Source organism: Secundilactobacillus similis DSM 23365 = JCM 2765, assembly GCF_001311075.1.
Classification (GTDB): Bacteria; Bacillota; Bacilli; order Lactobacillales; family Lactobacillaceae; genus Secundilactobacillus; species Secundilactobacillus similis.
The window spans coordinates 1-19,599 of record NZ_BBAD01000065.1 but is presented as its reverse complement, the minus strand read 5'-3'; the positions used below and the strand labels follow the sequence as shown (position 1 = coordinate 19,599).

The window sequence follows — 19,599 nt, the reverse complement described above, 5'->3', positions numbered from 1 at the left end:
GACCACAGCACTCAATGAAGCATGCTGTGGTCAAACTGTATGTCAGTTATTATAAATCATCCGTCATCTCATCATGCACCGCCTCAGTCTGTAACGCCTTGAGGTGTTCAAACAAGATGCCTTCACGAAGACCGCTGTTTGAAAAGGTGATGTGGTCTGAATCAAGATAGCGCATCAACAGCACTAATGGAATGAGACCACCAACGATGATGTCGGCTCGATCCTTGCTCAAGCCCGGAATCGCTTTACGTCCTTCTAAGTCCTGACTCACAATTCGTGAAAAGGTGTCATCGATGGCCTGACGACTTAGTCGATAGCCGTGGATGTCTTCGGAATCCAGAATGTTGTTGAAACGACGATTAATTTTCGCCATGGTTCGATTACTACCGCCTAGCCCGATGACGGGGAGGTTAAGGCCGTTTCGGAGCCACCAGACGTTATTTAAAATATCATTGAAGAAGGTCATGGCGTCAAAAAGTGAATTAGCCGTAATGGTGTCGGGCGATAAAAACTGCTGAGTCAGGTTAACGCTTCCCAGCGGAATACTAATCAGATGACTGATTGCGCCATTTTGAACGAGCACGATCTCAGAGCTTGCGCCGCCAGTGTCTAGGATAACGGCATTGGTTGAGGGTAACGTTTCGGTAACGCCAAGGTAGTCGTAATAAGCTTCCATGGTACCAGGAAGAACTTCGAGCGGTACCCCGAGTTGTGCCTCTGCAAGTTTAAGAAACTTTTTTTGGTTGCTGGCCTGACGGGTTGCGGCGGTTGCAACGGCTTTTAGATGTAAATTGTTGAGTCCGCTGTACACGGCCTTAAAGTCGTTTAACGCTTCAAGGGTCCGATCGATTGCTTCTGGTTGGAGCACCTTTTTGGGTCCCATGTTTTCAGATAAACGTACATATTGTTTCATTTGTTTGACGGCCTGTGTCGTGCCGTCGTTGTTGATTTGGGTAATGGTCATCCGGGCTGAGTTGGAGCCTAGATCAATCACAGCAAAGTTTTCCATTAGTCGGGGTCACTCCCATCATCATAGTTCAACGGATTAGGCTGGTTTTCTGGACTGAGCATGGGCTGAAATTCCGTCGGTTTAGCCGCTGCTTCCAGATGTTGATCACGGGCCACTTTAGCACTGGCTGCTTCGGCAAAATACGCTTGGGCGTCTAACGCCGTCAATCCGCGTCGATCAACACGACGGTAGGTATCGTCAGGTGTCAGTACTCGAGTCTTCAGGTTGTCGTTCCACATGGTATCGTAAATTTGATTGGCCTGTTCCTCAAGGTCTGATTGATTAATGGGGAAGAGAAGTTCTACCCGCCGATTCAAGTTACGGGTCATCAGATCCGCACTGGCAAGGTAGGTCGTTCGCTGACCATTAAAGTCAAAGATGTAAATTCGGCTGTGTTCCAAGAAACGACCGACGATGGAGTGAACGGTGATGTTATCACTGATGCCTTCGATGCCAACTTTCAAACAGCAGATACCGCGAATAATCAGGTGAATCTTCACACCTGCGTGAGAAGCACGGTAGAGGTGGGCAATCATCTTTTGATCTGATAGTGAGTTCATTTTCATCCGAATCGTGACGGGTTTGCCCTGTTTGGCGAGTGCGATGGCCTGATCGAGCTTATCATCGATAAATTCGCGAATGCCCTTTGGTGAAATGTGCAACTGGTGGAAGTAGGGCGGCTTTGAGTAGCCGGATAACATGTTGAAAATGTTAGTGGCATCGATGCCATATCGTTATTGGCGGTAAAGATGCCCATATCCGTGTAAAAGTGGGCGGTAACGTCGTTGTAGTTACCAGTTCCCATGTGCATGTATCGGCGAATATCACCCTGTTCACGACGGACAACGAGCGATAGCTTACAGTGGGTCTTCAAACCAATCAAACCGTAAATCACGTGACAGCCCATTTTTTCAAGTTGTTTAGCCCAGTGAACGTTATTTTGTTCATCGAACCGGGCTTTGACTTCGACTAAAACGGTGACCTGTTTGCCATTTTGAGCAGCTCGGCCAAGGTAACGAATGATTGGTGAGTCACCAGAAACCCGGTAAAGCGTCATTTTGATGGCTAAGGTGTCAGGATCAACGGAGGCTTGGCGAATAAATTCAACAACGGCGTCAAACTTATCGTACGGGTGTTGCATCAGCCAGTCGTGAGACCGAATCGCATCAAAGATGTTGTGGTTGTGATCCAACGCTTTAGCTTGGTAGGCAGTGAACTTCGGGTATTTGAGTTCAGGGTGGTTCACGACCGCACTGGCGAGCTTGTTCAAGAAGGTCAGGTCGACGGGGCCGCTTGTTTCATAAACGGCGTAGTCCGGGATGCTGAGTTGCTTGGTGAGGCGCTTCAGGGCTTTTTTGCTAATGGTGTTTTCGATTTCAAGCCGGATAACGTTCCCGTGTTCGCGAAGTTTAAGCTGTTGCTGGACTTCTTTGAGGAGGTCGGAGGTATCCTCTTCAGCGACATCAAGATCCATGTCTCGAATGACCCGGAACACGGCACTTTCAGTGACCTGATAATTGACGAACAGTTGACCAACAAAGGCCTTAATGATGTCTTCTAGAAGGATAAAGCTGTTTTCCTCACCGGGCAAACGAACCACTCGCGGAAAGACGTCGGGAATCTGGAGCGTTGCGTATAACTTGGTATCAGGATCATCGGCCTGAACGAGCTGAATCGCCAGGTTTAGAGTATCGTTTGCGATGAACGGAAATGGCCGCGAACTGTCATCAGCCATTGGGGTTAGGACCGGATAGAGTTCATCGTGAAAGTATCCTTTGATGAACTGGAACTGGGCATCCGTTAGGTCATCGATTGATTTTAGAAAAATGTTTTCCGAAACGATGGCCGGTAACAGTGACCGATTGAGGGTGTTATATTGTTTGACTAACATCTCGTGCGCCTGTTTGTTCACCGCTCGAAGCTGTTCTTCGGCGGTCATTCCGGATGCATCAGGTTTGGGATAGTCGACCGCCGCCAATTTGGCGAGTGAGGCGACCCGAACCATAAAGAATTCATCGAGGTTATTTTGGGTAATGCCTAAAAACTTTAGGCGTTCCAACAGCGGGTTTAGCTTATCCCGGGATTCTTCTAAAACCCGGTCGTTAAAGGCTAACCAGCTGAGTTCGCGGTTGGTGTAGTAGTTAGGATCATTGTAGTTTCGTTTACCACTCATTTTGCTGTCACGCTCCTTTGTTTAAGACGGGGTTTCAGACCAAAAGTTTCTTCAAAGAATCGACTCTTGAAGGCGAACTCCCAGTTTTCAAACGATAAATTGTCGTTGCTGAAGACGGTGATGACAACGGCTGGCGATTTGATGGAAACGGAGATTCGTTTGATTTTTTGCTGCCGGTCATCGTCCAGCGCATCCGCTAATCGCAGAATGGCCGCCAGCTTTGCAATCAATAACCGCTCAGAAGTGGCCATTTTTTGGAAGTGGCTTAAATCTTCACTCGGGGTGGTTGTGCTATGGTAACGGGTGATCGCCGCAATCAACTGTCGTTCGTGGACTGATAGTCCGACGATGTTGGAGTGCTGAATGATGTAATCAGAGTGTAAGTAGTGCTCGTGCGTATCAATGTAGGCGCCGACATCATGTAAAATCGACGCAACTTGCAAGAGTAACCGAGCCCGCTTGTCTAATTGATGAATTGGCTTCAACTGATCAAACAAGTGGAGCGCAAATTTGGTCACTAAGTGTTGATGAATCGGCTCCACGTTGTAGTGGTTGGCGATGTTTTCAGCAGCGGTAATGGTCTGTTCCGAAAAATCGTAGTTGCTAAAGCCGGCCCGAATGGACTCGTTAATGGCCAGACCATCGAGGACGGTGTTGTGTGAAAAATGCACGGAGGTTGCTTGTGTAAAGCGCAACAGTTTGCGCAACAACAGCATTTCCGGCAACAGGAGGGGGACTTCGGTTTCAGGAACGCCCAGTTGATCGATCAGATATTGATCAGAAGCGTCGACGACTTGGTCAAAAAGCGCATCGAACTCGTCAATTGATAACGTCGCCTGCTGCGTGGTGTTCAGGGTTAAATGGCTTAACGGCATTGACCCCAGTAAGATAACCTCACTAGGGCCGGCAATGGCTTCGCTAGGAAGTAACTGACTGACATCGGTCAGTTTACTATCGATGTAATCTCGAAGGACCTCCACTGAATTGGGGGCACTTTGACGTAGGCTTTGAAGATCTTCAGCAATTCGAACGGGACCCAGTGAAAAATGGGTCGAGTAAACGAAGGACAGGTCACAGAACTGGGTAATGCTTGTGTTCCCAGAATTGATACCAATAAAGTGAATCAGTTGGCCGCGCTTGGCGTGTTTCTCCTGTCGCAGATCCAGTAAGACCGCTTGGTTACGGTAGTAGGTTTCTTCACTGATCGATAGCCAGTGAATCTGAACCCCGGTCCGCAAGAATAGCTGGTCAGCGATGAAATCGGCATTCAAGGCACGCGATAAGGCTTCACTCCCCCAAAGCTGGTAGTCTGAAATCTGGTAATCGTTGATAATTTGGAGAAATCCCCGGAGCGCCGAGGACATCTGGCTCACTAACTCGAAGTTAATGGGTTGGTGCTGATAAAGGTCGTCGCCAACAGGGAGTTCTTTATGCACCCGTTCAATTGGTTTAAGGGTCTTCAGGTCAACAATGAGAAGTTCCAGACCCTGAACCGTCACGATCATAGTGCCAAAGTAGTGGTTTGGCATGACTATCGCCTCCATAAAACTTATTGAAATACTTGGTTGTCCATAATTAACTTACTAATGTGCTTTTCTGTCCGTTGATGTTCCGGTGGCAACGTCATGTAGTCGCCGTAGAGTCGGGTCAGAATGGCGTCGTAATCAACCGGCACCTTCACCGACAACGACTCAAAGGGCACCGTGTTAAAGCCGTACTCTCTGCGACGGTTAAAATTTCTTTGTCGTAGGCGTACTGTGAGGCAAGATTCTTGAGGTTAAGGAACGGTTCGGCGTTGTACTGACGCATGACTTGGTCGCGCTCTTGTTTGAGATCGGTGATCGATTCGATTTGGTCGGGATCGAGGTCGGGCTTGAGGCGCCGAAGTGGGGTTTCAATTAACCCGTAACCGGCCTTCAAGATAATGCGGCTATCGAGTAGTTTAAACCGCGTGATCTGATTACGACGACTAGCTGGGTCATCGGGAATTCGATCGAAGGGGAAGATATCGATGAACACCCCTTTACGCGCGTTGTTAGCGTTATTTTTCTCTTCAATATAAGTATAGCGATCCAGTAGCTTCATATAACTAAAACCGTAGTTATGGTCGGAATAGGCGGTTTGAAGAAAGTAGTGACTGTCGCGAAGTCGTGCCGGGGCGTATTTGGCGAACTGTTCATAATCGTTTCGGGTCATGCCAATATCCATGTCATCGTCCCAGGGAATGAAGCCCTTGTGACGAATGGCGCCTAGGAGGGACCCGCCGATGAGAAAGTAGTTTAATGATAAGTCGTCGCAAATGTCGATGATCTGTTTTAAGTTGCCGAGTTCAACTCGGTGAATACGGGTTGTTAAGTCGATGAGTGTTGCCTCCCTAGGTAAAGTAGTGAAACGACCGACAGCGAACAGGCGTCGCTGGCCAACTGGACCAGTTCGGGAGCAACGTTATCGAATCGTTGATTGATTTACCTTAATCTTACCATAGGCGGGCTGAAATGCACGGGTGGCAAGTCGCGTTTTTTTAGCTCAGCGAGTGGTAATTTAACGGGGTTAATGATAGGATACTAAGGGATATATTATAGAAAAATGGGTGGGAATTATGAAAGTTCAACAGTTGCTTGATGAATATATTGATGTGTATATCAAATCACTAAAATACCTGGATTCGTTTGTTTCAGAACCCGCAACGGCCTACAATTTGTCGTTTGAGCAGTACCTCATTTTGCACGACATCGCGGAGAAGAGTAACGTGACCCTTGCCCGAATTGCCGATAACCGCGGTGTGACCCGAAGTGCGATTTCACGGCAAATCAAAGTGTTGTTGAATCTCGATTACATTTATCAACAACGTGATGATAAGGATCACCGGCGTCAATACCTGCATTTGACCCCTCGTGGCCGTCAAATTGAAGAAATCGTGACCCAAAAGGCGAGCGACCGGTTTACCAGCTGGGTGAACATCTTTGGACAGGAAAAAGCGGAATCGTTGCTTGACTTTATTAAAGAATTCAGTGAAGTTGCCAAGCTAGAAAATAATGGTAAGGCCAGCGAATAGGCGCTACAAGCGAACGACTGGTTGTTGATTGGCGACCGTGAGCTGGACCAGTTAACCTCAGGAAGATTGAAATAGCCTCACATGTCTCGCAATGGGCATGTGGGGCTATTTGGTTCGTTGCGCCTAATCGACAACTTCTAGGGTGTAGTTACCGCTATTGCTGAGGAGTTTTGAGACTGGGCACCGTTTTTCAGCCTGATGAACGAAGTCAACGGCTTGATCATGGGAGATGCCCGGAATTTGAATCTTAGCATCAACTAAAAATTCGAGGCCGCCAGTCCCTTTGACCATCGTGACGTGAACCCGAACTTTTGCCCGGTGTGGGAGGTCGTTTTCGCGTTCAATTGCCTGTAACGTTGCTCCCATGCAGGTACTCAAAGAAAGACCAAGTAGCTGTTCGGGGTTGGCACCCGGCGTATCCTTTAGCGGATCACTAACGACGACGGCTAAGCCGTTTGGAATGTACGCTGCGCCGTTGAGGCCATCTTGATTAATGGCGTCCGTTTCGTATTTTTTAATGTATCGTTTACCATTTCGTTCTAGTGTCATACCAAATAACCTCCTAATGGTGTTAGTTTAACCGCTTTCAAAACTGAATTCAATTATTTATCACCGAAATTAGGCGGAACTAATTTTATCATTTCAGAGGTATACCAATTTTTATAATCTTTTTGATATATTTTAAATACTGTGTCGAGCAACAATGCGCAAAAGGACACTGATAAACACGTTATAACAACTTCTTGTTTTGACTGAGTTATTTAATAATTAACGATTAATAACTAGACCATTATTGATTGATGCGCTATAATAGGACTATCGAAGGAGGTTGGGCAGATTTAATTTATTTGGAGGGAATCAATAATGAGCATGATTGATTTCTCGAGCCATCCAGCGGTGCAACGCGCTTGGATGCACCAACTCGGCCAGCAGGGAGAGCTGATCGAACCAGAGGCGATGACTCGGTTTAAGGCCTTAGCTGAAGCGTATAACCGGCAGTATGGGGAACGCCGGGTACGCCCAAAGCTGAATCACGATTAGTTGTTGGCAATCGGACTGAATATGAGCTTAGATGATTAGGACAAATAAAGTGGGACGTTTAACCCAAGCTATTTTGGAGGTAGCTTGCGTTGAGCGTCCCATGTTAGTTTAGGGGGTTAAGTCGTGATTGGTGTTCATTTACTTAAATCGTGGGGTGCTTGCTATCCACATTTAACCGTGGTTTAATAAAATTAACGGACATCAACCTATGACTCGTCTGGTTGGTGCGAAACGAATTTTGACGAGCTTGGCATCATTGAGAGGAGTCAACGTGTTGTATAAAGTAATGGTTGTGTTGCATGATGAAGATGATTATATTCGGATGAACAAGGTGTACTTTGAGACCATGCCGGTTGCGGGACAGTACATTATTCACTCCGATGGGTTAGCGTACGTTGTTGAAGAGGTCACCAGTTTTGCGGGTTACGTCAGTAGCAAGGGCGCAACTACCATTTTGGTCGTTCACCAAGCACCAAAAGAAGCAGCTGTTAATCAGCTGTACGGAATTGATATTGAACGCGACCTTGATGATCCTGAAGAGGGATAGTCAAAACACAATGCGTGTCCATAAAAACTGAATAAGTGAAAATACAAAATAATGCCGCGAATTCCTCAACAATAGGAATCCGCGGCATTATTTTTATCTTGTCTACAGAAGACTAGAAGAATCGGTTCGTTCGAGGATCAATCCCAAAGGAATGCGCCTGTAGGTAACTTAAAACGGCGGGATCGTGAACTTGTTGAACGTCCTTAGGGGTTACGGGACGGACTTGGTTATCGTCAATGTGTGGCTGTGAGTGGTGATCATTAAATTGGTTCGCTTGCATATGTGTCACTTCCTTAATCAATGTTGCCACCATTATAGCGGGGGTGATTGGAAAAGGGGAGGAATATGCACCTTTTTTTCGAGGATGAATTAAAACGTCATGACTTTGCTGGTATTTCGGTTATTTAAAGATATTGTATGTAGAACTAAACTAGTCGACATGACCGATAACCGTTGATGTTTCGGGTGATTCGGCTGGTTAAACTGTGTCATGCCAATTAAGAAGAGAAGAATCGTTAATAATAGAACAAAGAGTTCAACTAGTACATTTTTCAAAACGAACCTCCTCAAGCTAAACTTGCACCAAGCGCTGCTAGTAAGACGCCACCAAATGCCGTGAGTGCTAAGTAACCAATCGCAAGCAATCGACGTTTATTAAACAGGGTCACGACTTCGTTACTGAACGTTGAAAAAGTGGTGAAGCCGCCCATAAAGCCGCTCCCAACGAGCCAGATGGTGGTCGTTGCGGCGAACGCACCAGCTAAAACCCCAAGTGCAAAAGCACCGCTAAGATTGATGACCAGGGTTGCGAGGGGGAGTGGCACCCAATTGAAGATACGATTACCAAGTTGGGTGATACCAAACCGACATACGGCACCGATGGCACCAGCGAGGCAAATCAGGATGGTTATCATCATTGAAATCGCCGCCCTTCAACCCATTTGTGACTAAGCTGACGCCCCCAAAGGGCAGCCAGACACCCACAAAATAGACTACCAGCAAAGTAAAGTCCGGCAAGTAGGCCCCCTGCCTGTTGCATAAGCGTGACGGTGTCCACGCTGAAGGTTGAAAAAGTGGTAAAACTGCCAATTAGACCGACACTTAGGCCACTGAGAATTGCCGGACTAATCGGTAGCAATCGTGGTAGGGCCTGAGTAATTAAGGCAAGTAAGAGCGAGCCAAGCACGTTGATGCAAAAGATGGTGAGGTAGTGATGGGTGCCTAAAAGCGTGGTTAACCCAAGACGGATTGCACTTCCCAGAAACCCAAAGCCAAAGATGGCAATGATTCGTTTTAACATTGAAAGCCTCCTTTTCGGATTAAGAATATTTATTTAGTCTAGGCGTCTGTGGGAGAAACTTCAAGCAGGGGAAGGAAAGTTTGGCATCGACGATTCGAAACGGCACTAATCTGATCATAATCAGGGTGCCGGTTCAGTAGTAATTGATGTGAATCAGTTATTTCACTCCCTCACAATTTAGTTACAATTCCGTGTCAGCCGTTGTCTTCCGAAGGGGTGCATGCTATTTTTGATAATAAACAAGGAGGATCACATGACAAATACACAAACAAAGTCTCAACGCGCGGTCTTCGTGATGATTGCCTTTTTAATGGCGATTTTCGGTCTCATGACCACCACAACGTCCGCGTCAGCAGCGAGTTATAGCGTTGTCAGCACCACGTCAATGACGTCGACTGCTTATCACCGCACTTCCGCTTCCGGAGCGGTTTACAACTTGACACACACTAAGAAATTGGCAAGCTTGTCAAAGTACCCCAACACCACTTGGTACGCGACAAAGAAGGTCGTCTTAAAGCATGGCTCAACTAAGGCCATTTACTACGCGGTTAAAAATGGTGCCGGCACCGTTTCCGGTTACGTTTGGCACAAGTATTTAACGGCTGGTAAGGCGCCACTTTCGTTGAAGTATGCCAAAGCGGCAGTTGCAATGAACGCCTCAACGGGGAAGGTGCTTTGGTCAAAGAACGCCAACACCCCACGGGCAATCGCTTCGGTTTCGAAGCTGATGACCCTTTACCTCGTTGAACAAAAAGTTGACGATACCAGTGCAACCTGGGATTCTAAGGTAACAACCAGTTATTCAGGCTTGAAGTCAATGGGGAACTCAAGTACCTATGGTGGCTTTAAGTTTACCAAGAACAGTTACACGGTTAAGCAATTGTACGATGCCGCGTTGATCGAATCATCGAATAACGCCGCCATCGCGCTTGGTCAGTGGGTTGCTGGTGGGTCAACACCAAGCTACAACACCAAGTTTATCAAACTGATGAACGCCCAAGCAGCCAAGTGGAACCTCGGTAAGGCCAGCTTCGTTTCGGCTAATGGGATGGAACAATCAGCCCTTCGCTCATATGGCTACTCAGTCAGCGGTGGCGATGCCAACTTGGTATCTGCCAAGGACGTTGCGCTCATTGCTAAGCACCTGATCAACGACTACCCAGCCGTTTTGACGGATGCTAGCAAGGGCTCACTCACTGTTGCGGGTCAACTATGCTACAACTATAATAACCTGTTACCAGGTCGGAAATACTACCAAGCTTCCCTCAACGTGGATGGCCTGAAGACCGGCTACACCGGACTTGCGGGTTACTGCTTCGTTGGAACGGGTAAGAAGAGTGGGCACGATCGGTTGATCACCGTTGTGCTTCACGATGAAGATGAATTTACCGAAACGCGGTCATTAATGAACTACGTTTACAATTCAAACTTAATTTAACCGACAGCACGACTAAAGGCGTTGCTGAGTCCTAGTCTGGACTTGGCAACGCTTTTTAAATTTCAAGTAAAAAAGAACCGCAATGCCTCAAGGACATGGGTTCTTCTTCGTCGCGCTAATATTCGGTAATCGTTTCATCCTCTGAAAGTTCCAACCAAAGGGTCAGGGCCAACGGGTTGAAGTTGGACCACGATGACATGTTTTGGTAGGCGCGTTCTAACAGGGTGCTCTTTTTGTGTTTTTTCAGCTCATCGAAAAGGGTCAACACAAACGGATTATCTTCTAGGTCGGACATGACCGTTGGCATATGGTGTTGCCATTCGGCAATCAAATCTTGGTAGATGAGTAACTTACGTGAATTCTTAATCGTAAAATCAACGCCTTGTTGGCGCAGTTCTTCAATATAATCTTGATACTCCTGCATCACAGCATCGCGCGCGTTGGTCCACTGTTGCTCGTTGTATTTTGGTAATTTTGTCATGTTATCCCTTCTTAATGAAAAAATAATCATCCGGGTGCTGCTCAACAGACGGATGAAGTGATAATGATGGGTAACCGGTTGCTGTCTACAACTCAGACTAATGGCTTTGGTGAGATTTGTCAAATTAAATCCAGTGTTAGTCGCAATGACGAAATCAGGAACCGGTATTTAATGGATAAATTGCGAGAACGCGCTTAATAAATAATTAAATATCATAAAAGTAATTGACGCTAAATGGAGATTTTTCTATACTGGTAGGCAATACGTTAAAAATGAACGAGTTTGAGAGGGTTTTACGATGGATGTGCAACAAATGATACGACAACAATTAGTGGCTATCGGAACAATGTCCTTGCTGGCGGTGGCGTTACCCGCTGGACAAAGTCATGCGGCAACGGTGACCGCTAGTGGCGCAGCCGTAACGAATACCACTAAAACGACAACGAGTAGCACGGTGACGATTAAACGACTCACGAGTATTAACGCGCATCCCTACGCGTTAAGGGCCGGTGCAACGTTATATAAAACCGCAACCTTGAAATCAGGAAAGGTCGCTGGCAGCAAGTTTGCCCGAACGACTTGGTACCGTAATGAGGTCGCAACACTTAGCGTTAAGGGAAAGACGCGAACGGCGTACCGGGTAACGAGTGCCAACCGGCAGTCAACCTACTGGGTATTAGCAACGCAGCTTAAATCAGTCTTAAGTGCCTCCTTTAACCTTAAGTTGGCGGGTGCGGGCAGTACGTTCACGACTACCAAAATTGGCGTGTTAGGTGATTCAATTCCCGATGGCTGGATGGCAGTCATTTCTACCACGTGTCGTATCCTCGTTGGACGGCGAAGTACCTCGGATCGGCTTACAAGGTAACGGATGATGCCTTTCCAGATGCAACGATCGTTGGGCAACGTTGGAAGACGTGGCAGGGGCTTAGCCGGCCTCAAGATCTGGGACCGGTGATCAATGCCAATAAAAAGGCCTTAGCTAAAATGGATATGATTTTGATCAATATTGGGACCAACGATTATGCGAATGGGTCAGGTTCTGGGAGTTTGAGCAATGTGATCGCACATTTGAAGTTGCGATTAAAGACGGTTCAAAAAATTAACCCAACGGCAACGATTTACGGGATTTTACCGCTAACTCGGTATGGTTATAACGGTATTAACAAGGCCCACGTTCGCAATGATCAAGGCTACACGTTAAATCAACTTCGCGTTGCGGAACAAAAGCTTTACCGGCAAATGGGCATCAAGGTCGTTAATTTTAATGCGATTGCCCCCAACGTGATTACGGACGCAAATCACCGTTACACATTGCAGGATCAAATTTTACATCCATCAGCACAAACAGCTCAAAAACTGGGTTATGCGTTGGCGAAAAAGATTTTGGCGGATGAAACGAATTATTAATCGACTAGATTGTCAGCCTTCAAAAAGCAGATTAGCTCGTGATGAGCCAATCTGCTTTTTGAATTTAGCTTGATGTTTATTAGAAAACGCGTAGAATTATCATTTAAACTACATATTATAATGAGGTGATCGACCATGGTTCAAGTAACTTATCAACTCGCGACTGAACCAGAGACGTTCGCAACGGCTAAGCAGTTAATTTTAGATTATTCTGCTTCTCTGGAATTGGATTTATCCTTTCAACATTTTGACGACGAACTTAAGCGATTAGCGATTGAGTACGCGGCGCCACACGGGGCGTTGATTTTAGCAAGGGTTGATGGAAAGCCAGCAGGTGTGATTGCAGTTCATCAATTTGCAGACTCGATTGCAGAAATGAAACGCCTGTACGTTAACCCAGCGTACCGTCAATTAGGTATTGGCCACCAACTAGTGATGCGGTTATTGAAGGTTGCTAAACAACTCGGGTATCAGGCAATTCGCTTGGATACATTGCCCACTATGAAGGGGGCACAAAAGCTGTATGCGTCAGTGGGCTTTAAACCAATTGAGGCCTACCGTTTTAATCCAGTTGCGGGCACCGTATTTTTAGAATGCCAGCTTTGAGCGGTTCCCAATTAGGCAATTTACTTTTCAGTCCCGGTCAAGTATGGTAGACTATTACTTGGTCTTAAATATGGGGACGTTATGGATTCGACAGGTATAGGTTGAGTCCGGACTGCGTTTCGTAGCGAGGTTCTACGTTAAAACCCTCACCTAAATTTTAACTGCAAATAACAGTTCAAAATCTTTCGCATTAGCTGCCTAATAAGCGCTAAGTGAAGATCCGCCTGACTTCGCCCATGAGGCAGATACGGGTCCTAAATTGAGTGGGCTTACGCTAACGGCTCCCATCTGAAGTCGTTAGAAGAGACTAATCAGGTTAGCTAATCATGTTTGGCCCTGACAGGCGGCGAATTGGTTAGCGAAACTCAAGTAGTCTGAATATAAGCGTAGAGGTTCGGATGGCAATATGCTTGGACGCGGGTTCGACTCCCGCCGTCTCCATTATATAGAAAATGCTTGTAGCTAATGGCAGTTAAAACGCCAGTGGTACAAGCTTTTTATTTTTTATACTTTGTTTCAACACGATTAAGTAACAATCAATGACAATCATTTTGACAATCACTAATCACATATTTAAAATTTAATTGCCAGCCTTGAACAGGGAGAGCATCCGCGAATAACGGATGCTTTTAGTTTGCTTCGATTTTGGAAATGGCATTCAAAAGGGCATTCAAAAATTAATTTTATCGGCTTAATCAAAAAAGCTTCGGTAATGGGCAACTGCCACTACTGAAGCTTTTTTCGTTAATCACTAAATTATGAAATCAGTTTAAAGTGTTTCAACCCGTTCACAATACCGTGATCGACATTCGCGGTCGTCACGTATTCGGCCACATCCTTCACGTGGTCATCGGCGTTGCCCATGGCAATTGCGTGATCGACAACGTCAAACATGGAAAGATCGTTGTTGCCGTCCCCAAATGCGTAGGTTGGCAGATCCTGATACTCAGGAAGGGCAAGTAGTTGCTTGATGCCAGTTTGCTTGGAGCCGTTCGGAACAACAACGTCCATGCTATAAGGCGTTTGGCGATAGAAGGCGAGTTTCGTTTTTAAAGGCCTCGCGGTAGCGTTCATCATTTTCTGGTAACGTCAAAACCAGCATCATATTGATGGGGTTAAACTGCCAGTAAGTTGGATCGATGATCGGCACGGGGGTGTTGATGTAGTGGTAACAGTTGCGGGCCACGTCCGTTAAGCGGTCAATCCGAGCAGCAGCATGGTTCAAAACTGCGTAAGCATCGCCGTTAGTGCTGGTCATTGTGGTTAAGCGCTCGATCACCGCCTTGTCGAGTGGTGTTGAGTAAATTGGTTTGCCATTGGCGACAACAAAGGTCCCGTTTGCCGAAACTAGCGTATCAATGTTAGTTTGATCAATAATGTGACGAATTTCAAATAAGTTTCGGCCGGTCGCGATAACCGGAAGAATGTCGTTTTGTTTAAGTTGTTGGATGGCTTGGATCACGTCTGCGTCGAGTTCGGTTTTAGCGTTTAAGAGGGTACCATCTAAGTCGAAAAAAGTGAGTGCTTTAACCATGTGATTAGATCCTTTCAGTTCGAGTAGTTATTCCCAATTGTAGCATGTTTCGAAGCTTATCGGGGATGGTTGCTGAATCACAGTGACGGATTTCGAAATTTGGTTAATTTTTTTAGGTTTCTCGTGTGAACTTTCGGGCAGTTCGGTATAATGGACGTAAACGATTGCAGTGATGAAGGGACCACGTTAATATAAACGTGGTAATCAGAAGAAATCGATCCGGTCAGATTAAGTGACCATAGCTGTACGTTGATAATGGGGGCTAGCACCGTGAAAATTTTGATGATTGAAGATAATAAATCAGTATCAGAAATGATGCAGATGTTTTTCAAAAAAGAAGACTGGGACGCGCACTTTGCTTATGACGGCATTGAGGCAGTCAAAATATTCAAAGAGTGCCCTGAAGAATGGGACATGATCACCTTAGACTTGAACCTACCTGGCATGGACGGCATGCAGGTCAGTGCTGAGATTCGTAAGACGTCACCAACTGTGCCGATTATTATGTTAACGGCGCGAGATTCAGAAAGTGACCAAGTGTTGGGGCTTGAAATGGGGGCGGATGATTACGTCACCAAGCCATTTAGTCCGATTACGCTAATTGCTCGTATTAAGGCACTCGATCGGCGGGCGAAGTTGGGTGGTAACATGGCCAGCGAACCTGAACCCGCTCCGGTCGTTGAAGCCGCACCACAGCCTGAAGCAAGTAAGTATGAAATTGATACAGGTAACTTCCAGTTAAATAGCAAGACGCGAGAGGCGTACCTCAACGGCAAGCAGATTTTGGATCTAACGCCTAAGGAATTTGACTTACTCAAAACGTTGGCGCAAAAACCGCGGCAAGTCTTCTCCCGTGAACAACTGCTGCAACTGGTCTGGGATTATGAATACTACGGTGATGAACGAACGGTTGATGCACATATCAAGAAGCTACGGCAGAAGATCGAAAAAGTGGGTCCTCAGATCATCCAAACGGTTTGGGGCGTTGGTTACAAGTTTGACGACAGTGGAGCTGAGGCGTAATGCGACTGGTCTATCAACAAATGTTGGCCTTTTTTGCGGTCATTGCCTCGGTCCTACTACTATTAGGGCTTTCTTTTAGTAGCATGACCAAGGATATGGTTTATCAAAATACCTGGACGAGTTTGGAGAAGTATGCCAATAGTCTGGTGGAGCAATCCGTGCGCATTTCGGCTGGTGACCCCAAGCGAGTGTCATTTGACTCGGAATCGCTGTTGAATAGTGAAGTGCTCTTGCGAAATCAATCGATGCACTTCACGATTTATAACCGAGATAACACCGCGGTTTTTCCGGATAATGTGTATATTTCAAAAATCAAAGCCAGTGATTGGAAGAAGTTGAATCGTGGTGAGATCGTCCAACGCGTGACGGATCGGCAAACGAAGACGGCAAGTGGCAAGATCGAACCGGCGATGACGGATGTGTTAAAACCGTATTTTTACACCGATAAACAAAATAAGCGTCACTTAGTTGCGGTCGTTAAAGTCGGGGCTTATATCTCCAACATTAATTCGAATATCGCCAAGATCAATTCTAATTTAACCAAAGCACTGGCGGTTGCCAGTATCGTTGCGTTGTTGTTGGCCTACTTTATCTCAAGGTATCTGACGTTGCGGATCAACCGACTACGGCGAGCGACTAATCAAGTGGCGCGAGGCGATTACGATGTTCAGTTGCCGAGTCAAAACCACGACGAAATCGATGATTTGGTTAATGATTTCAACAACATGGCGTTTTCGCTTCAAGCGTCGCGCAAGGAAATTGAACGGCAAGAAGAGCGACGGCGGGCCTTTATGGCGGATGCCGCCCACGAGATGCGAACACCGCTTACGACGATCAATGGTTTGCTGGAGGGACTCGCTTATGACGCAATTCCTGAAGATAGCAAGGCTCAAAGCATTGAACTGATGCGTAATGAAACGAAGCGGTTGATCCGGTTGGTTAATGAGAATCTGGATTACGAAAAGATTCGCAATAACCAAATTGCGCTGAATAAGCGTGAATTTAACGCCATGACGCCGCTGAGAACCTTAGTGGAACAATTGCAGCAGCGCGCTGAAGCGAAACACGATACGTTGACGGTTAACGGCCTCGATGAGGTCCCGGTTTATGCAGACTATGACCGCTTCGTCCAAATTATGTTTAACATTACGGCGAACGCAATTCAGTTTACCGATAATGGTCAAATTACGATTTTGGCACAACGTGGTAATCACGGCAGTGTCTTTAAAGTTTCGGACACCGGCATTGGGATGACGGATGAACAGCTTGCAAACATTTGGGAGCGCTATTACAAAGCAGATCCGTCGCGAACAAGTACCAAATACGGTGAATCTGGCCTCGGCCTAGCGATTGTGCATCAATTAGTATTATTGCACCAAGGTCGCATCGATGTTATGAGCAAGAAGGGTGAGGGACAACTTTTACGATTGTTTTACCAGACCCGAAAAATAGTGAAGCAATGAGCACCAACCAATAAAATAATTAAGAAAAAAAGGATTTTGCAAAAAGTCCTTTTTTTTCGCTCGCTTTCTAGTAAAATGAACATTATGAAAAACAATAAAAGCGCTTTCAGAAACTAAGAGAGAATTTGAAGCGGTTGAAAATATAGAACGGAGTGAAATTCATGGCAGTGTTGTTAGCGTTGATCCTGCAATTTGTTGGGGGAGTATTGGATTAATTAGTGGTAAGTTAGGTGGGACCTCTTACCAGCAAACCCTTGGGATGACCATCGGGGCCTTTTTATTTGGGATTTTTAGTATCGTTTACTTCCATCCTCAAATGACGACGACCGTTTGGTTAGTCGGGATCGCATCTGGTTTATTCTGGTCAGTTGGTCAATTCCAACAATTCCAATCCATGAAGGCGATTGGAATCTCCGTAACCGTTCCGGTATCAACCGGGATGCAATTGGTTTGTACGACGTTAGCTGGTGTGTTGCTGTTTAACGAATGGACGACTGCCCGGATGCTTACATTAGGAAGTTTGGCAATGATTTCCTTGATTGCAGGTATCGTGTTCACGTCATTACGAGATAAAGCTGGCAATGCCAACCGTAGCGGTAACTTTAACATGTCTGCTGGGGTTCGGGCGTTGATCTTCTCAACGATCGGTTACACCCTCTACACAGTGATCGTTAACATGTCACACGTTGATTCTAAAGCTGTTTTATTCCCACAATCAATCGGGATGGTCATTGGCGCCTTGATTTTCGCGGCTCGCAACCACCCATTTGGCAAGCCAATGGTCAAAAACATCGCAACTGGGTTAGTTTGGGGTGTTGGGAACTTCTTCATGTTCATGTCGATTCCAGCTGTTGGGTTAGCTATCAGTTACTCATTAGCACAAAGTGGGATCATCATCTCAACCTTTGGGAGTATCCTCTTACTGGGCGAGCACAAGACCCGTCGCGAGATGGTTTACATCACGATCGGCTCAATTTTGGTTATTGCTGGTAGTGCGATCCTCGGAATTCTTAAATAAATGTGGTCTAGTCCATTCATTTTTGGGGTAAAATCGGGTATAATAGAACTGATCCTAAATAAAGTGAGGTAAGTTTAATGGCACACATTTCCTTTGACGCTTCAAAACTTGATAAGTTCGTACACGATAACGAATTAGGTGAGATGCAAGCGTTAGTGAATGCAGCGGATGAAGAATTAAGAACGGGGTCCGGCGCCGGAAGCGATTTCCGCGACTGGTTAACGCTCCCTAAAGATTATGATCACGAGGAATTTGCTCGCATTAAGGCAGCTGCCAAGCAGATTCAATCAGACTCTAAAGTGTTAGTTGTGATTGGAATCGGCGGGTCATACTTAGGTGCTAAGATGGCCGTTGACTTCTTACACGATACGTTCTTTAACTACCTACCAGATGACCAACGTGAATTCCACAAATTTTATTTGCCGGGAACTCCATTAGCCCATCGTACTTGCACGATTTGATCCACTTGATCGGTGACCGGGACTTTTCAGTCAACGTGATCTCGAAGTCTGGGACCACGACTGAACCTTCGATTGCTTTCCGAGTATTCAAACAAATGTTAGTTAAAAAGTATGGCGAAGACGGTGCGAAAGCTCGGATCTACGCAACGACTGATAAGGCCCGCGGTGCGCTGAAGCAAGAAGCTGATGCAGCCGGCTACGAAACCTTTGTCATTCCTGATGGCGTTGGTGGCCGTTACTCAGTGTTAACTGCCGTTGGTTTGTTGCCAATCGCAGCTTCAGGTGCTGACATTGATCAATTGATGACCGGTGCCGCTGATGCCATGGACACTTATACGGATCCAGATTTGACCAAGAACGAAGCTTACCAATACGCCGCTTACCGGAACATTTTGTACCGGAAGGGCTACACGACTGAACTCTTGGAAAACTACGAACCAAACCTCCAGTACTTCGCCGAATGGTGGAAGCAACTGATGGGCGAGTCTGAAGGGAAGAACGAAAAGGGCATCTACCCATCTTCAGCTAACTTCTCAACCGACTTGCACTCATTGGGTCAATACATCCAAGAAGGGCTTCGGAACTTGATGGAAACCGTTATTTTTGTTGATAAACCAACGAACGATATCGATATTCCAAAGGAAGCCGAAAACTTGGACGGGTTACAATACCTCGAAGGCGAAACGATGCACTTTGCGAACACCAAGGCGTTCCAAGGGGTAACGTTAGCCCACACTGATGGTAACGTGCCTAACATGAGCGTTCACATTCCAGATCAATCAGCCTACACGTTAGGTTACATGATCTACTTCTTTGAAGTTGCCGTTGCCATTTCTGGTTACTTGAACGGGATCAACCCATTCAACCAACCAGGGGTCGAAGCTTACAAGACCAACATGTTTGCACTTTTGGGCAAGCCTGGGTTTGAAGCGCTTGGTAAGGAACTGAACGAACGACTTTAATTTAACGAATTAAATCGAATGATAAAAAGCATCTCGAAGTCAGCTGACTTTGAGGTGCTTTTTTTGGTTGATATTTGA

The 19,599-nt window shown here is 46.1% G+C and carries 17 protein-coding genes, 1 other RNA gene and 5 pseudogenes; 12 read left to right on the top strand and 11 right to left on the bottom strand.

The annotated features are described in order from the left end of the window. Window positions 1-49 precede the first annotated feature (49 nt). The 4 genes and pseudogenes from JCM2765_RS12540 to JCM2765_RS12525 form a co-directional block, all read right to left on the bottom strand. Complete coding sequence (locus JCM2765_RS12540) at window positions 50-1,009, bottom strand: Ppx/GppA family phosphatase (RefSeq protein ID WP_054737032.1); 960 nt, start codon at window positions 1,007-1,009, stop codon at window positions 50-52. Beyond that, a pseudogene (locus JCM2765_RS12535) lies at window positions 1,009-3,182 on the bottom strand (RNA degradosome polyphosphate kinase). The gene JCM2765_RS12540 and the pseudogene JCM2765_RS12535 overlap by 1 nt, the downstream one beginning before the upstream one ends. After that, window positions 3,179-4,711, bottom strand: coding sequence for a Ppx/GppA phosphatase family protein (locus JCM2765_RS12530; protein WP_054737031.1), 1,533 nt, complete (start codon window positions 4,709-4,711; stop codon window positions 3,179-3,181). Before JCM2765_RS12530 ends, JCM2765_RS12535 begins: the two are co-directional and overlap by 4 nt. A 20-nt stretch (window positions 4,712-4,731) precedes the next feature. Beyond that, window positions 4,732-5,543: pseudogene (locus JCM2765_RS12525) on the bottom strand (LicD family protein). A 238-nt stretch (window positions 5,544-5,781) separates the two neighbouring features. Here JCM2765_RS12525 and JCM2765_RS12520 point away from each other — a divergent pair. Next, the gene (locus JCM2765_RS12520; RefSeq protein WP_054737030.1) at window positions 5,782-6,237 is read left to right on the top strand and encodes a MarR family winged helix-turn-helix transcriptional regulator; all 456 of its coding nucleotides are present in this window, start codon (window positions 5,782-5,784) and stop codon (window positions 6,235-6,237) included. Window positions 6,238-6,360: 123 nt separating this feature from the next. Here the strand turns inward: JCM2765_RS12520 and JCM2765_RS12515 are convergent, their stop codons facing one another. Continuing rightward, window positions 6,361-6,786 carry an OsmC family protein gene (locus JCM2765_RS12515; protein ID WP_054737029.1) on the bottom strand — a complete coding sequence of 142 codons (426 nt, stop codon included), beginning with the start codon at window positions 6,784-6,786 and terminating at the stop codon, window positions 6,361-6,363. A gap of 315 nt (window positions 6,787-7,101) precedes the next feature. Here JCM2765_RS12515 and JCM2765_RS17230 point away from each other — a divergent pair, with 315 nt between their 5' ends. After that, window positions 7,102-7,278, top strand: a complete 177-nt coding sequence (locus tag JCM2765_RS17230) for a hypothetical protein (RefSeq protein ID WP_156301789.1) — start codon at window positions 7,102-7,104, stop codon at window positions 7,276-7,278. A gap of 274 nt (window positions 7,279-7,552) precedes the next feature. Beyond that, window positions 7,553-7,825, top strand: coding sequence for a hypothetical protein (locus JCM2765_RS12510; protein ID WP_054737028.1), 273 nt, complete (start codon window positions 7,553-7,555; stop codon window positions 7,823-7,825). A gap of 112 nt (window positions 7,826-7,937) precedes the next feature. On the opposite strand, the gene JCM2765_RS17225 is transcribed toward JCM2765_RS12510, so the two are convergent. From JCM2765_RS17225 to JCM2765_RS12500, 4 genes are all read right to left on the bottom strand, one after another. Next, window positions 7,938-8,105: a hypothetical protein gene (locus JCM2765_RS17225; RefSeq protein ID WP_156301788.1), complete on the bottom strand. Its 168-nt coding sequence runs from the start codon at window positions 8,103-8,105 to the stop codon at window positions 7,938-7,940. 89 nt (window positions 8,106-8,194) lie between these two features. Then, entirely contained in the window at window positions 8,195-8,380 is a 186-nt protein-coding gene (locus JCM2765_RS17220; RefSeq protein ID WP_156301787.1) for a hypothetical protein, read from the bottom strand. Window positions 8,381-8,391: 11 nt separating this feature from the next. Continuing rightward, window positions 8,392-8,742 (bottom strand): fluoride efflux transporter FluC, encoded by a 351-nt coding sequence (locus tag JCM2765_RS12505; RefSeq protein WP_082405134.1) that lies wholly within the window; start codon window positions 8,740-8,742, stop codon window positions 8,392-8,394. Next, window positions 8,739-9,125 (bottom strand): fluoride efflux transporter FluC, encoded by a 387-nt coding sequence (locus JCM2765_RS12500; RefSeq protein ID WP_054737027.1) that lies wholly within the window; start codon window positions 9,123-9,125, stop codon window positions 8,739-8,741. Before JCM2765_RS12500 ends, JCM2765_RS12505 begins: the two co-directional genes overlap by 4 nt. Before the next feature lie 295 nt (window positions 9,126-9,420). On the opposite strand from JCM2765_RS12500, the gene JCM2765_RS12495 reads away from it, so the two are divergent. Then, on the top strand, window positions 9,421-10,563 hold the full coding sequence (locus tag JCM2765_RS12495; protein ID WP_054737033.1) for a serine hydrolase: 1,143 nt from the start codon (window positions 9,421-9,423) through the stop codon (window positions 10,561-10,563). A gap of 115 nt (window positions 10,564-10,678) precedes the next feature. Here JCM2765_RS12495 and JCM2765_RS12490 read toward each other — a convergent pair whose 3' ends face one another. Beyond that, the gene (locus JCM2765_RS12490) at window positions 10,679-11,044 is read right to left on the bottom strand and encodes a hypothetical protein (RefSeq protein ID WP_054737026.1); all 366 of its coding nucleotides are present in this window, start codon (window positions 11,042-11,044) and stop codon (window positions 10,679-10,681) included. Window positions 11,045-11,342: 298 nt separating this feature from the next. On the opposite strand from JCM2765_RS12490, the gene JCM2765_RS12485 reads away from it, so the two are divergent. From JCM2765_RS12485 to ssrA, 4 genes are all read left to right on the top strand, one after another. Next, the gene (locus tag JCM2765_RS12485; RefSeq protein WP_054737025.1) at window positions 11,343-11,912 is read left to right on the top strand and encodes a hypothetical protein; all 570 of its coding nucleotides are present in this window, start codon (window positions 11,343-11,345) and stop codon (window positions 11,910-11,912) included. Further along, window positions 11,861-12,454, top strand: coding sequence for an SGNH/GDSL hydrolase family protein (locus JCM2765_RS12480; RefSeq protein WP_162231417.1), 594 nt, complete (start codon window positions 11,861-11,863; stop codon window positions 12,452-12,454). The genes JCM2765_RS12485 and JCM2765_RS12480 overlap by 52 nt, the downstream gene beginning before the upstream one ends. Before the next feature lie 135 nt (window positions 12,455-12,589). Then, window positions 12,590-13,060, top strand: coding sequence for a GNAT family N-acetyltransferase (locus JCM2765_RS12475; protein WP_054737023.1), 471 nt, complete (start codon window positions 12,590-12,592; stop codon window positions 13,058-13,060). Window positions 13,061-13,132: 72 nt separating this feature from the next. Continuing rightward, window positions 13,133-13,504, top strand: a transfer-messenger RNA (tmRNA) gene (gene ssrA, locus JCM2765_RS16800). A 384-nt stretch (window positions 13,505-13,888) separates the two neighbouring features. On the opposite strand, the pseudogene JCM2765_RS12465 reads toward ssrA, so the two are convergent. Then, window positions 13,889-14,594 (bottom strand): annotated as a pseudogene (locus tag JCM2765_RS12465) (Cof-type HAD-IIB family hydrolase); the annotation flags it as partial. 270 nt (window positions 14,595-14,864) lie between these two features. Between JCM2765_RS12465 and JCM2765_RS12460 the strand changes: the two are divergent. The 4 genes and pseudogenes from JCM2765_RS12460 to JCM2765_RS12445 all read left to right on the top strand — a co-directional run bounded on the left by JCM2765_RS12460 (window position 14,865) and on the right by JCM2765_RS12445 (window position 19,521). Next, on the top strand, window positions 14,865-15,617 hold the full coding sequence (locus JCM2765_RS12460) for a winged helix-turn-helix domain-containing protein (protein WP_054737020.1): 753 nt from the start codon (window positions 14,865-14,867) through the stop codon (window positions 15,615-15,617). Continuing rightward, window positions 15,617-17,094 (top strand): annotated as a pseudogene (locus JCM2765_RS12455) (ATP-binding protein). Before JCM2765_RS12460 ends, JCM2765_RS12455 begins: the two are co-directional and overlap by 1 nt. Window positions 17,095-17,237: 143 nt before the next feature. Then, window positions 17,238-18,098 carry a GRP family sugar transporter gene (locus JCM2765_RS12450; RefSeq protein WP_054737019.1) on the top strand — a complete coding sequence of 287 codons (861 nt, stop codon included), beginning with the start codon at window positions 17,238-17,240 and terminating at the stop codon, window positions 18,096-18,098. A gap of 77 nt (window positions 18,099-18,175) precedes the next feature. Continuing rightward, window positions 18,176-19,521: pseudogene (locus JCM2765_RS12445) on the top strand (glucose-6-phosphate isomerase). Window positions 19,522-19,599 lie beyond the last annotated feature (78 nt).

Coding starts and splice junctions, on each gene's coding strand:
- JCM2765_RS12540 (WP_054737032.1), bottom strand. CDS start 1,009: ATGGAAAACTTTGCTGTGATTGATCTAGGCTCCAACTCAGCCCGGATG.
- JCM2765_RS12530 (WP_054737031.1), bottom strand. CDS start 4,711: ATGCCAAACCACTACTTTGGCACTATGATCGTGACGGTTCAGGGTCTG.
- JCM2765_RS12520 (WP_054737030.1), top strand. CDS start 5,782: ATGAAAGTTCAACAGTTGCTTGATGAATATATTGATGTGTATATCAAA.
- JCM2765_RS12515 (WP_054737029.1), bottom strand. CDS start 6,786: ATGACACTAGAACGAAATGGTAAACGATACATTAAAAAATACGAAACG.
- JCM2765_RS17230 (WP_156301789.1), top strand. CDS start 7,102: ATGAGCATGATTGATTTCTCGAGCCATCCAGCGGTGCAACGCGCTTGG.
- JCM2765_RS17225 (WP_156301788.1), bottom strand. CDS start 8,105: ATGCAAGCGAACCAATTTAATGATCACCACTCACAGCCACACATTGAC.
- JCM2765_RS12505 (WP_082405134.1), bottom strand. CDS start 8,742: ATGATGATAACCATCCTGATTTGCCTCGCTGGTGCCATCGGTGCCGTA.
- JCM2765_RS12500 (WP_054737027.1), bottom strand. CDS start 9,125: ATGTTAAAACGAATCATTGCCATCTTTGGCTTTGGGTTTCTGGGAAGT.
- JCM2765_RS12495 (WP_054737033.1), top strand. CDS start 9,421: ATGATTGCCTTTTTAATGGCGATTTTCGGTCTCATGACCACCACAACG.
- JCM2765_RS12490 (WP_054737026.1), bottom strand. CDS start 11,044: ATGACAAAATTACCAAAATACAACGAGCAACAGTGGACCAACGCGCGC.
- JCM2765_RS12485 (WP_054737025.1), top strand. CDS start 11,343: ATGGATGTGCAACAAATGATACGACAACAATTAGTGGCTATCGGAACA.
- JCM2765_RS12475 (WP_054737023.1), top strand. CDS start 12,590: ATGGTTCAAGTAACTTATCAACTCGCGACTGAACCAGAGACGTTCGCA.